This window comes from Thioalkalivibrio sp. ALR17-21, assembly GCF_000420185.1.
GTDB classification, from domain to species: Bacteria; Pseudomonadota; Gammaproteobacteria; order Ectothiorhodospirales; family Ectothiorhodospiraceae; genus Thioalkalivibrio; species Thioalkalivibrio halophilus.
In genome coordinates, this window is sequence record NZ_ATUL01000018.1 from 1 (window position 1) to 11,747 (window position 11,747).

The window sequence follows — 11,747 nt, forward strand, 5'->3', positions numbered from 1 at the left end:
TGCTCCACATCGCCTTCGGTGTGCTGAAGTCGCAGCAGCCGTACCAACCTCGCTGTAGCACCGGTTGCAACCAGTAAGCGAGACACGGTATCTACAGGATTCGTCAGGCATGTGGGAGCGGCCTCGGCCGCGAACGGACGTGCGGGATCGGCAGGTGCCGGATCGGCCAGAGGCTGGCCTCCTGCGGGGGCGGCCGTTGCCGCGCGCCGGCCGGGCCGCTACACTGCGCGCCGCATGTTGCCCCGTGACCGCGTTCGCATCGGGAACCCGCCATATGGCGGGTTTCGCGTTTGCGGGAGCGGGTGGCGACCCGACTCGAATCATTGCCCCTACAGGAGAGCCGCCCCATGGCCGAAGAACGTACCCTTTCCATCATCAAGCCCGACGCCGTCTCCAAGAACGTGATCGGCGAGATCTACAGCCGCTTCGAGAAGGCCGGCCTGAAGATCGTGGGCGCGCGCATGATGCACCTCGATCGCGCCCAGGCCGAGCGTTTCTATGAAGTTCACAAGGAACGCCCGTTCTTCAACGATCTGGTCGAGTTCATGATCTCGGGTCCGGTCATGGTGCAGGTTCTGGAAGGCGAGGACGCCATCGCCAAGAACCGCGACATCATGGGGGCGACCAACCCCGCTGAAGCGGCCCCCGGTACCATCCGTGCCGACTACGCGGTCTCCATCGACGAGAACGCGGTGCACGGTTCCGACGCCGCGGACACCGCCGAACGCGAGATCGCGTTCTTCTTCGGCGATGACGGTGTCTGCCCGCGCACCCGCTGAGGCGATTGCGGTCAAACCGCAGGAGCGTGAAATCGGCCGGAGGGCCGGCCTCCTGCCGGGGCAGGGTTCGACCCGCAGGAGGCCAGCCTGCTGGCCGACCCGGCGTGGCCCGACCGGGCACAGGAGGTTCCCCGGGCGCCCGATCGGCCGGAGGGTCGGCCTCCTGCCGATGGGGGTCGCCCTGTAGGCATGCGGTGCCCGGGCGAAGTACACTGTGGCATCCGCTCCAATCGGTCGTAAGAATGTCCTTGCCCAACCACGTCCCCGTCAACCTGCTGGGTTACAGCCGCGATCAGCTCTCGGAGCTGTTCGGGGAATGGGGGGAGCCGAGCTTTCGCGCCACCCAGGTCGCGAAGTGGATGCATCAGCACGGGGTCACGGACTTCGACGCAATGACCAACGTCTCGCGCAAGCTGCGCGAGCGACTGGCGCGTGAGGCGGAGATTCGGCCGCCCGAGGTCGCGCTGGAAAAGACCTCCGACGACGGCACCGTCAAATGGGTGCTGCGTCTCCCCGATGGCAACGCCATCGAGACCGTCTACATCCCCGACAGCGGTCGCGGCACGCTGTGCGTGTCCTCTCAGGTGGGCTGTGCCCTCGACTGCACCTTCTGCTCCACCGCGCAGCAGGGGTTCAACCGCAATCTGACCAGCGCCGAGATCATCGGTCAGGTGTGGCTGGCCATGCAGCGCCTCCCGGCGCCCGAAGGGCGTCCGCGCGCCGTGACCAACGTGGTCATGATGGGCATGGGCGAACCGCTGGCCAATTTCGATGCGGTGGTCCCGGCGTTGCAGCTGATGACCGACGACAATGCCTATGGCCTCAGCCGCCGGCGGGTGACGGTGTCCACCTCGGGCCTGGTGCCGGCGCTGGACCGCCTGGCCGGGCACACCGATGTCGCCCTGGCTCTGAGCCTGCATGCCCCCAATGACGAGCTGCGGGACCGGCTGGTGCCGATCAACCGGAAATACCCGATTGCCCCGCTGATCGACGCCTGCCGACGGTATGTGGAAGCAACGGGGTCGCACAGCGGGGTTACCGTGGAATACGTGCTGCTGGCCGGGGTCAATGACCGGCCGGAGCATGCGCGCGAGCTCGCGGCGCTGCTGCGCGAGCTGCCGTGCAAGCTCAATCTTATCCCGTTCAATCCGTTCCCGGGCGCGCCGTTCGACCGGCCCTCCGAGGCGGACATCGAACGTTTTGAACGTCTGCTGCAGAAGGCCGGCTATGTGACCACCGTGCGGCGCACGCGCGGCGATGACATCGACGCCGCCTGCGGTCAGCTCGTCGGTCAGGTGGAGGACCGTACCAATCGCGGGATGCGCATGATCCGTCTGCATGCGGAGATCCCGGGAACCGAACGGAGGGCATCGTGATGATGCGCGGTGGCTGGCAGGGGAAGGCGGCCGCAATGCTGGTTGTGGTGGCATTGCTGCAGGGTTGTGCCGGGATGGACCGGCAAACGGGTCGCGATGGCGAAGAAGCGGCGGATATCAATGCGGAGCTCGGCATCGGCTACCTGCGTGAAGGCGAAATGGAACAGGCCGAACGCAGCCTGAAGCGGGCGCTGGAGTTCGACCATCGGCATCCGATGGCCAATCTGGGGATGGCGACGGTGTATGAACGCCGGGGGGCGGTCGACGAGGCGGTCGAGCACTACGAGGTGGCGCTGGCGCAGGACCCGGACGATCCCCACATCCAGGTGAGCACCGGCGCAATGCTCTGCCGCCAGGGCGAGTTCGAGCGGGCCCAGGAGCTGTTCGACAAGGCGATCAACAACGTGGATTACGACCGGCGCGATGTTGCGCTCCTGAATTCGGGGTCCTGTTACGCCGATGCGGGTGAATACGAGCGTGCCGAGCAGCGCCTTCGGGATGCACTGGAACGCAGCCCGGAGAATCCGCGCGCGCTCCTGGAGCTGGCGTCGGTCAGTTATCAGGCGGGCCAGCCGATGCAGACGCGCGCCTTCCTGCAGCGGCTGAGCGGTCGCGGCATCGAGAACGCCGAGACGCTGCTGCTTTGCTATCAGTCGGAGACGGCGCTGGGACGGGATCGCAACGCGAGCGCCTGTGCCGACCGCCTGCGCGAGGATTACCCCGACAGTGACGAAGCCCAACGGCTGCGGCGCCTGGAGCGTGACGGTGGCTGATCGTCGCGACCGGGATCCGGAGCTTGGCCGGGTGGAGGACGTGGATGATACGGCCTCCGGCCGGCCTGCGCTGGGTGGAAAGCCGGGCGCAGGCGCCGGCGAGGAACCGCCGCTGACGGCGGGTCTTTCAACGCGTGATCAGCCGGAGGGTGTTTCGGACGGCGTCGGCGTGAGCGTTGACGACATGGACGACGCTGACGCGCAGCCCGGTCGCGGCCTGCGCGTGGCTCGCGAGGGCGCCGGCCTGGAAATCGCCGAGCTTTCGCGCCGCACCCACCTGGGGCGCGCGCTGCTGGAAGACCTCGAGGCCAATCGCTTCGAACACATCACCCCGGCGTACGTGCGCGGGTATCTTCGGTCCTGCGCCCGGGAACTCGGGGTCGATGCCGAGCCCTGGGTGCAGGCCTACGATCGTCGGGCACCGGCCGAGCCGGCTCCGCGACCGGTCGCCACGCGCAAGCATCGGGCTAACCGGCGCCGCGCGGTGTGGCCGTACTGGGTGGGTGCGCTGCTGGTTGTTGTGCTGCTGGCCGTCGCCACGGTTTTCTGGGCGGAAGACGTCTCCCTGGATGCGCTGCCGGAGTTCGGTACGGGCGATGGCCTGCCGACTCTGGAAACGGAGACCACACCGGACGAGCCGGCAGGGCAAGAGCCCGCTGAAGATCGGCCACAACAAGATGAGCCCGGGGCCGCCACCGAGGGCGACACTGCCCCTGACACGGAAACAGGGACCGTTGAGGCCGAAACGCCGGCCATCGGTCCGCCAGAACCCCTGGCCCGGCTGGAACGTGATCCGGCTGCGGAGGAGGCGTCGGAGGACACCGCAGCGGACACGGGCATGGATACCGTGCCCGAGGATGCGGGGATCGACGAACCGGTCGCGCCGGCCCCGGTGGACGAGGCCGGTGCGGCCGGCGAGGAAACCGAAGTCGTCGAAGTCCCCGAGGAAATCACCGAGGGAACGACCGGGGAGGCCGAATCGGCGCCGTCCGCGGACGGGCGGGCCGAACTGATCCTCGAGATCCGCGAGACCTCCTGGGTGGAGATCCGTGACGCGGAGGATGCGGTAGTGCTGACCGGCGTGCTTTCGCCGGGCACGCGCGAGCAACTGCAGCTGGAACTCCCCGGACGTGCGGTCCTGGGCAATGCCGCCGGCGTCGAGCTCACGCTGAACGGCGAGCCGGTGGCATTTGACGAGCATATCCGTGACGACCGTACGGCCCGCTTCGATCTGGAAGAATAATCAGGCGCGCATCATCCGGCGCGCCCCAACCCGATACCAATCCGATTACACCCGATGAAAGCCATCCGATCCATTCGCGGGATGCACGACATCCTGCCCGACAGCGTTCACCTGTGGCAGCACCTCGAGGACCAGTTGCGCGACCTGCTGACGCGCTACGGTTACCACGAGATCCGCATGCCGCTGGTGGAGGCCACGGAGCTGTTCGCGCGATCCATCGGCGATGTCACCGACATCGTGGAAAAGGAGATGTACACCTTCGAGGACCGCAACGGTGACAGCCTGAGCCTGCGCCCGGAGGCCACGGCGAGTTGCGTGCGCGCCGGTATCCAGCACGGGCTGCTGCACAATCAGGTTCAGCGGCTGTGGTACATGGGTCCGATGTTCCGCCACGAGCGTCCGCAGAAAGGGCGTTATCGCCAGTTCCATCAGGTCGGAGTCGAGGTGTTCGGACTGCCGGGGCCGGACATCGATGCCGAGGTCCTGGCGATGACCGCGCGTCTGTGGCGCATGCTCGGTCTGAGCAACGTGCGCCTCGAGCTCAACACGCTGGGAACCCCGGAATGCCGCGCGCAGTATCGGGAGCACCTCATCGCGCACTTCGAGGCCCATCGCGAGCAGCTGGACGAAGAGGCCCGCAACCGGTTGTACGACAATCCCATGCGTATCCTCGACAGCAAGGATCCGGGGACCCGCGAGGTGGTGGCCACGGCCCCGTCGCTGATGGACCATCTGGACGCGGAATCGCGGGCGCATTTCGATGCGCTCTGCGGTCACCTGGATGCGCTGGGCATCGCCTGGGAGCACAACCCGCGTCTCGTGCGCGGGCTGGACTACTACACCCATACGGTGTTCGAGTGGATCACCGACGAGCTGGGGGCGCAGGGTACGGTGTGCGCCGGTGGCCGTTACGATGGCCTGGTGGAGCAGCTGGGTGGCCGCGGGACGCCGGCAATCGGCATGGCCATGGGGCTGGAACGCCTGGTGGCCCTGCTGGAGGCCCGCGAAGACGCGCCGGCGGCCGGGGTGCCGGACGCCTATCTGGTGGTGCCGGATACGGAACAGACGGGCGAGGCGCTGCGACTGGCCGAGGAACTTCGCGAGGCGCGTCCCGATCTGCAACTGGTACAGCACTGCGGCGGTGGCAGCATGAAATCGCAGATGAAACGCGCGGACCGGCTGGGCGCGCGCGTGGCGCTGGTACTGGGGCCCGACGAGGCCGCGGCGGGTACCGTGACCGTCAAGCCGCTGCGCGGCGAGGGCGGCGAACAGCAGACCGTGGCGCGTGCCGAGCTGTCCGCGCATATGGACACCGCCCTGCAATCCTGAAGGAATACCTGACATGAGTTATCTCACCGACGAAGAAAAGGCGGAACGGATCAAGCAGTGGTGGTCCGACAACGGCATGGCGGTCATCGCCGGGCTGGTGCTCGGGATCGCCGGCCTGTTCGGCTACAACTGGTGGAGCGGTCAGCAGGCCGAACGTGCCGAGCAGGCCTCGGAGATGTACCAGGCGCTGCAGTTCAGCATGCGCGCCGGCCAGTACGAGCAGGCCGACGAAATGGCTCGGCAACTGATCGAACATGGCGGGCGCACGCCCTATGTGGCGCTGGCCTGGGCCCATCGCGCCGAGGTCGCGCTGGCCGGTGGCGAGCAAGAGGCCGCGGTGGCCGCCCTGCGCGAGGCCGTGGACGCCGCCCCGGATGACGGCCATCGTGCGCTGTTCCGTCTGCGGCTGGTGCGTCAGCTCATCCGGACCGAGGCCCTGGACGAAGCCGCATCGGTCCTCGCGACCGTCGAGCACGATGCATTCCGCGGCCTGCGGCTGGAACTCGACGGGGATCTGGCCCGCGCCCGGGGTGACCATGACACCGCCCGCGAGCGCTACCGCGAGGCCCTGGACGCCGGCCACAGCCCGGAATACCTGCAACTGAAATTCGAGGATCTCTCCGCGTGAGGACGCCCGCCGACATGGATCATTTCGCGAAAATTCGCTACGCCCTGCAGTGGTTCGCGGTGGCGGGCCTGGCACTGTCACTGAGTGCCTGCGGCCTGTTTTCCCGGGATGAAAGCGAGCCCCCGGCGGAACTGACCGATTTCGAAGTGCGCGGCGAACCTTCCGAGCGCTGGTCGGCCTCGCTGGGGCGTGGCGGGGATCGCTTCCTCTGGGAGGCCTATCCGGCGATCGAGGACGACCGGGTGTTCGCGGCCGGCGCGGATGGCCGGATCGTGGCGCACGACCGGGAATCCGGGGCCCGCGCCTGGCAGACGCGACTGGACGACGTGCGCATCGCTTCGGGCGTGGGCGTCGGCGAGGGCATCGTGGTTGTGGGGACCCTGGAAGGTCTGGCGATTGCGGTGAGCGATGACGGCGAAGGCGAGCGCTGGCGGAATCAGCTCTCCAGCGAAGTCATCGGGATCTCGGAGGTCGCGTCGGGAATGGTGATCGCGCGCACCAATGACGGGCGGGTGCACGCCATGGACGCGGCAACCGGCGCGGTGCAGTGGACCGCGCTGCGGACTACGCCGGCACTGAGTCTGCGCGGGGCGCACGTGCCACAGATCGTCGGCGGGCGCGTGCTGGCCGGCTTTGATGACGGTCGGCTGATGATGCTGGGCCTCACCCGCGGCAACACCCTGTGGGAGGCGACCCTGGGCGTGCCCACCGGCCGCTCCGAGGTCGAGCGCATGGTGGACGTGGATGGCCATATCCCGGTCTACCGCGGTGCGGCGCTGGGTGTCAGCTACCAGGGGCGCATGGCCGCGGTGGATCTCAATTCCGGCGAGCTCTACTGGGACCGGGAGTTCTCGTCCTATCAGGGCGGGGATGTCTCGATCAGCCGCAACGTGATGGTGGTCAGCGACGCCGATAGCCACGTGCGCGCGGTGGATCCGCGCAACGGCGGGGATCTGTGGGAAAACGCGGGCCTGCGCCTGCGCGGGGTGACCGCGCCGGTGGTTCACGAGGGTTACGCCATCGTTGGCGATTTCGAGGGCTACCTGCACTGGCTCGACCTGGAAGACGGCGAATTCGCCGCCCGCACCCGCGTGGCGCGTGGCGCCGTGGTGGCACGGCCGGTGCTGGCGGGCGATACCCTGTACGTGATCACCGACAACGGTCGGTTGACCGCGATCGACGCGCGCATCGACGAGGACGCCTGATCCCCTCATGATCCCCGTCATCGCGCTGGTCGGCCGCCCGAATGTGGGCAAGTCGACCCTGTTCAATCAGCTCACCCGCTCGCGCGACGCGCTGGTTGCGGACATGCCCGGTCTGACCCGCGACCGCCAGTACGGTATCGGCCGGGTGGGCGAGTTTCCCTACATGGTGGTGGACACCGGCGGCCTGTCCGGCGAGGAAGAAGGGGTCGACCGGGCCATGGCCGAACAGACCCGCCGCGCGGTCGCCGAGGCCGATCACGTCCTGTTCATGGTGGATGCGCGTGACGGTCTGACACCGCAGGACGAGGCGATCGCCGAACAGCTGCGCGCCAGTGGCGCGCGCGTCCGGGTCATCGTCAACAAGACCGACGGCCTGGACGCCGACGTGGTCAGCGCGGAGTTCCACGCCCTGGCCCTGGGCGATGTCACCCCGATCGCCGCGACCCACGGTCGCGGCGTGCGCGGCCTGATGCAGGCCGTGCGGGAAGACGTGGCCCGGGATCGGGAAGCGGCGGGCGGTGAAGGCGAGGGCGCCGGCGACGGCGACGGCCTGGACGTGGACGCCCAGCAGGCCGCGCTGGACGACTGGCCGGGTATCCGTGTCGCGGTGGTGGGGCGGCCCAATGCCGGCAAGTCCACGCTGGTCAACCGGATCCTCGGCGACGAACGGGTGGTCGCCACCGAGGTGGCGGGCACCACCCGCGACAGCATCTTCGTGCCGTTCACGCGCGAGGATCAGGACTACACCCTGATCGACACCGCGGGGGTGCGGCGCCGCGCCCGGGTCCACGAGACCGTCGAGAAGTTCAGCGTGGTCAAGACCCTGCAGGCGATCGAGGCCGCGCACGTGGTGATCATGGTGATCGATGCCCGTGCCGGGCTGTCGGATCAGGATGCCCACCTGCTGGGGCTGGTGATCGATGCCGGCCGTGCGCTGGTGGTGGCCGTGAACAAGTGGGACGGCATGGACCCGGATGATCGCGAGTGGGTCCGGTCCGAGATGCAGCGCCGCCTCGGTTTCGTCGATTACGCGCGGATGCGCCTGATCTCGGCCCTGCACGGCACCAACGTCGGGCACCTGCTGGACGACGTGCGCGAGGCCCACGCCAGTGCGTTCGTGGACATCTCCACCCCGGAGCTGACCCGGTTGCTGGAGGCCGCGGTGGCCGAGCATGCGCCGCCGCTGGTCAGCGGGCGGCGGATCAAGCTGCGCTATGCGCACCAGGGCGGGCAGAACCCGCCGGTGATCGTGGTCCACGGCAATCAGACCCACCGTCTGCCCGGGGCCTACAAGCGCTATCTGGAGAACTTCTTCCGCCGTCAGCTGAAGCTGGTGGGGACGCCCCTGCGGCTGGAGTTCCGTTCCGGGAAGAACCCCTACGCCGGCCGGCGCAACAAGCTCACGCCGCGCCAGCAGCAGAAACGCAAAAGGTTGATGCGTCATGTCCGCAAGCGCTGAGCCCGCCCTGTCGGATTTTGCGCAGGTGGTCGAGCCGTTCCGCGTGATGGACATCCTCGACCGCGCCCAGGCGGCCGAGCGCGCCGGCCGCGACATCATCCATCTGGAGGTCGGCGAGCCGGATTTCGTGACCCCGCGTGGTGTGGTGTCCGCCGGCGAGATCGCCCTGGCCGCCGGGGAAACCCGCTACACGCCGGCGCACGGGCGCGAAAAACTGCGCCGGGCGATCGCGCAGGACTACCGCAACCGCCACGCGGCCGAAGTGGACCCGGAACGGGTCGTGGTCACGTCCGGGGCCTCGGCGGCCATCCTGCTGGCGCTGGCGGCCGGCGTGAATCCCGGGGAGGAGGTGCTTCTGCCGGACCCGGGCTACGCCTGCAACAGACAGTTCGTCGCGGCCCGGGGCGCGCGGCCCCGGCCCCTGGTGGTGTCGGCCGAGGACGCCTGGCAGCCGACCGCCGCCGCGGTGGCCGCGGCCTGGAGCGACACGACCCGCGCGGTGCTGCTGGCGTCGCCGGCCAACCCCACCGGCACCTGTCTGTCGCGCGAGACCCTCGCGGAGATCGTGGCGGTGGTGGAGGCCCGCGGCGGGCTGGTGATCATGGACGAGATCTACGGCCAGCTGGTGTTCGGCGAGCCCGAGCGCAGTGCCGCGGCCCTGCACCCCAACGTGGTGGTGATCAACAGCTTCTCCAAGTATTTCGCCATGACCGGCTGGCGCCTGGGCTGGATGGTGGTGCCGCCCTCGTGGGTCGATCCGGTCCGCCGCCTGGCGCAGAACCTGTTCGTGGCGCCTTCCAGCGTGGCCCAGGCGGCGGCGATGTTCGCCTTCGAACCGGACATCGAAGCGGAACTGCAGCAGCGGGTGCGCGAGCTCGAAAGCCGTCGCGACTTCCTGCTGCAGGCCCTGCCGGAACTCGGCCTGGAGGTGCGCGCACGTCCCGAAGGGGCGTTCTACATCTATGCCGACTGCAGTGCCCATGGCGCGGATTCCGAGGCCCTGTGCGCCCGCATCCTCGACGAGGCAGGCGTCGCGCTGACGCCGGGGACCGATTTCAGTCCATCCGATGGCGCCCGCCATCTGCGCATCGCCTATACCCAGAGCGAGGCCCGGCTGCGCGAAGCGGTGGAGCGCCTGCGCGGCGTGCTGACCTGACCCGGGCGCGAGACCGGGTCAATCTCCGGTTCAGGCCGGGTTCGGTTCCTGCAGCGCCGCCAGCGCGGTGCCCCGCGCCAGACGGGCAGTACCGACCGCGGCCTCGTCTTCCGCCGCCGTACTCACCTCGACCCCGAGGATGCGCGCCCGGATGCGGCTCCAGGCGGGGCTGCGCGCGCCACCGCCGAGGGTCACCACGCGCTGCAGCTCGGGCGCGCCGAGTTCCCGCAACCGTGCATAGCCATCGCGTTCGATGCGCGCGATCCCCTCGAGCAGCCCCTGCAGAAAGCGCGCATCGTCCGTCGGGCGGGGCTCCATGCGGGGCAGCAGATCCGGATCGTTGAGCGGGAAGCGTTCGCCGGGGCCGGGCAGCGGGAGATAGTCCAGGCCGCTGTCGTGTTCCGGATCCAGCGCCGCACCCAGCCGCTCCAGGTCTGCATTGTCGAAGAACTGCTGCAGCACGGCCCCGCCGCTATGCGATGCGCCGCCGGCCAGCCAGCGATCCCCGAGGCGGTGGCTGTACACCCCCAGTTGCGGCGCGAACAGCGGCCGCGGAGAGAGCTGCTTGAGCGCCAGCGTCGAGCCCAGGCTGGTGACGCCGGTGGCGGTATCCGCGACCCCGGCGGCGAGGAAACCGGCAATCGAATCGGTGGTGCCCGCGACCACCCTTGAGGCCGGATTCAGGCCGAGGTTCGCGGCCAGGTCCGGGTCCACCGGGCCCAGCGGGGTGCCCGCCGGCACCACCTCGGGCAGCAGGCCGGTCTCGTCGCCGAGCTCGCAGAGCAGCCATTCCGGCCAGCGGCGCCGGACCACGTCGTAGCCCAGCTTGAGGGCATTGTTCTCGTCCATGCGGTCGTAGTGTCCGCGCAGGCGGCCGGTCAGCCAGTCGGCGGGGTGCAGCACGCGGCGTACGCCGGAGAGCCCGTGTTCCCCGCGCAGCCACAGGAGCTTGGCGGCGGAACTGGAGGCCGAGTGGACCGCGGCCTCGGGCGGGGCCAGGCGCGCCAGGCGGGGCACCGCCGGGGCCGCCCGGCGGTCGTCGTACATCAGCGCCGGGTGGAGCGGGTGGCCCTGTTCGTCGGTACCGAGCAGGGTGCCCGAGGTGCCGTCGATCGCGATGGCGGCGGGTTCACCCTCGAGGCTGTCGGTCAGCTCTGCCAGCACCTCCTGCAGCGCCTCCCACCAGTGCTCCGGCTCCTGTTCGTGCAGTGGACCGTCATGCCGGATACCGGCGGGTTCCAGCGCGCGGCTGGCGGTGGCCCGGCGCCCTCCGTCGGGGTCCAGCAGCACGCCGCGCACCCCCGAGGTGCCGACGTCCAGTCCGATGGCCCGGGGCGGGTGCACGGCGATGTCAGTATTCAGTGCCCTGCGGGCTGCGCGTCGGCGGCGGCAGGGTCACGCTCTCCGGCGGGGTCCAGCCCTCCTGACGGTGTTCCGCGACCACCGTGGTGTAGATCCCGCCGCGCACGTAGAAATTTGCGGTCAGGCGCATGAACCGCGGATCGGTCGCGGCCACCAGGTCGTTGAGGATCTGGTTGGTCACGGCCTCGTGGAACGCCCCTTCGTTGCGGAAAGACCACATGTAGTTCTTCAGCGATTTCAGTTCCACGCAGCGCTGGTCCGCCACGTACTGCAGATGCAGCTCGGCGAAGTCCGGCTGCCCCGTCGCCGGGCACAGGCAGGTGAACTCCGGGATCCGGATGTAGATCGCGAAGTTGTTGTCCGGGGAGGGGTTGTCGAAGGTGTCCAGGGTCTTGCTCGGCTGGCTGGGCATGAATGCGTTCTCGTGTTTCGGCTGT

Annotated in this window: 11 protein-coding genes; 9 read left to right on the forward strand and 2 right to left on the reverse strand. The window is 69.0% G+C overall.

All coding sequences use genetic code 11. The features are described from left to right. Positions 1-347: 347 nt before the first annotated feature. The 9 genes from ndk (at position 348) to G020_RS0110135 (ending at position 9,948) form a co-directional block, all read left to right on the forward strand. The gene (gene ndk / locus G020_RS0110095) at positions 348-779 is read left to right on the forward strand and encodes a nucleoside-diphosphate kinase (protein ID WP_018945661.1); all 432 of its coding nucleotides are present in this window, start codon (positions 348-350) and stop codon (positions 777-779) included. Positions 780-1,021: 242 nt separating this feature from the next. Next, positions 1,022-2,155, forward strand: a complete 1,134-nt coding sequence (locus G020_RS0110100) for a bifunctional tRNA (adenosine(37)-C2)-methyltransferase TrmG/ribosomal RNA large subunit methyltransferase RlmN (protein ID WP_018945662.1) — start codon at positions 1,022-1,024, stop codon at positions 2,153-2,155. After that, positions 2,155-2,928, forward strand: coding sequence for a type IV pilus biogenesis/stability protein PilW (gene pilW / locus G020_RS0110105; RefSeq protein ID WP_018945663.1), 774 nt, complete (start codon positions 2,155-2,157; stop codon positions 2,926-2,928). The genes G020_RS0110100 and pilW overlap by 1 nt, the downstream gene beginning before the upstream one ends. Continuing rightward, positions 2,921-4,171: a helix-turn-helix domain-containing protein gene (locus tag G020_RS0110110; protein ID WP_024329524.1), complete on the forward strand. Its 1,251-nt coding sequence runs from the start codon at positions 2,921-2,923 to the stop codon at positions 4,169-4,171. The genes pilW and G020_RS0110110 overlap by 8 nt, the downstream gene beginning before the upstream one ends. A gap of 54 nt (positions 4,172-4,225) precedes the next feature. Next, the gene (hisS, locus tag G020_RS0110115) at positions 4,226-5,500 is read left to right on the forward strand and encodes a histidine--tRNA ligase (protein ID WP_024329525.1); all 1,275 of its coding nucleotides are present in this window, start codon (positions 4,226-4,228) and stop codon (positions 5,498-5,500) included. Between the two features lie 13 nt (positions 5,501-5,513). Further along, complete coding sequence (locus G020_RS0110120; RefSeq protein WP_018870393.1) at positions 5,514-6,128, forward strand: tetratricopeptide repeat protein; 615 nt, start codon at positions 5,514-5,516, stop codon at positions 6,126-6,128. 14 nt (positions 6,129-6,142) lie between these two features. Beyond that, positions 6,143-7,333, forward strand: a complete 1,191-nt coding sequence (bamB, locus tag G020_RS0110125) for an outer membrane protein assembly factor BamB (protein WP_018945667.1) — start codon at positions 6,143-6,145, stop codon at positions 7,331-7,333. A 7-nt stretch (positions 7,334-7,340) separates the two neighbouring features. Beyond that, entirely contained in the window at positions 7,341-8,792 is a 1,452-nt protein-coding gene (gene der, locus G020_RS0110130; RefSeq protein WP_024329526.1) for a ribosome biogenesis GTPase Der, read from the forward strand. Further along, positions 8,776-9,948: an aminotransferase class I/II-fold pyridoxal phosphate-dependent enzyme gene (locus G020_RS0110135; RefSeq protein WP_024329527.1), complete on the forward strand. Its 1,173-nt coding sequence runs from the start codon at positions 8,776-8,778 to the stop codon at positions 9,946-9,948. Before der ends, G020_RS0110135 begins: the two co-directional genes overlap by 17 nt. Before the next feature lie 30 nt (positions 9,949-9,978). On the opposite strand, the gene G020_RS0110140 is transcribed toward G020_RS0110135, so the two are convergent. Together G020_RS0110140 and queF are read right to left on the reverse strand one after the other, a co-directional pair. Further along, positions 9,979-11,292 (reverse strand): FGGY-family carbohydrate kinase, encoded by a 1,314-nt coding sequence (locus G020_RS0110140; protein WP_024329528.1) that lies wholly within the window; start codon positions 11,290-11,292, stop codon positions 9,979-9,981. A gap of 7 nt (positions 11,293-11,299) precedes the next feature. Then, positions 11,300-11,722, reverse strand: coding sequence for a preQ(1) synthase (gene queF / locus G020_RS0110145; protein WP_018870388.1), 423 nt, complete (start codon positions 11,720-11,722; stop codon positions 11,300-11,302). Positions 11,723-11,747: the final 25 nt, after the last annotated feature.

Coding starts and splice junctions, on each gene's coding strand:
- ndk (WP_018945661.1), top strand. CDS start 348: ATGGCCGAAGAACGTACCCTTTCCATCATCAAGCCCGACGCCGTCTCC.
- G020_RS0110100 (WP_018945662.1), top strand. CDS start 1,022: ATGTCCTTGCCCAACCACGTCCCCGTCAACCTGCTGGGTTACAGCCGC.
- pilW (WP_018945663.1), top strand. CDS start 2,155: ATGATGCGCGGTGGCTGGCAGGGGAAGGCGGCCGCAATGCTGGTTGTG.
- hisS (WP_024329525.1), top strand. CDS start 4,226: ATGAAAGCCATCCGATCCATTCGCGGGATGCACGACATCCTGCCCGAC.
- G020_RS0110120 (WP_018870393.1), top strand. CDS start 5,514: ATGAGTTATCTCACCGACGAAGAAAAGGCGGAACGGATCAAGCAGTGG.
- bamB (WP_018945667.1), top strand. CDS start 6,143: ATGGATCATTTCGCGAAAATTCGCTACGCCCTGCAGTGGTTCGCGGTG.
- der (WP_024329526.1), top strand. CDS start 7,341: ATGATCCCCGTCATCGCGCTGGTCGGCCGCCCGAATGTGGGCAAGTCG.
- G020_RS0110135 (WP_024329527.1), top strand. CDS start 8,776: ATGTCCGCAAGCGCTGAGCCCGCCCTGTCGGATTTTGCGCAGGTGGTC.
- queF (WP_018870388.1), bottom strand. CDS start 11,722: ATGCCCAGCCAGCCGAGCAAGACCCTGGACACCTTCGACAACCCCTCC.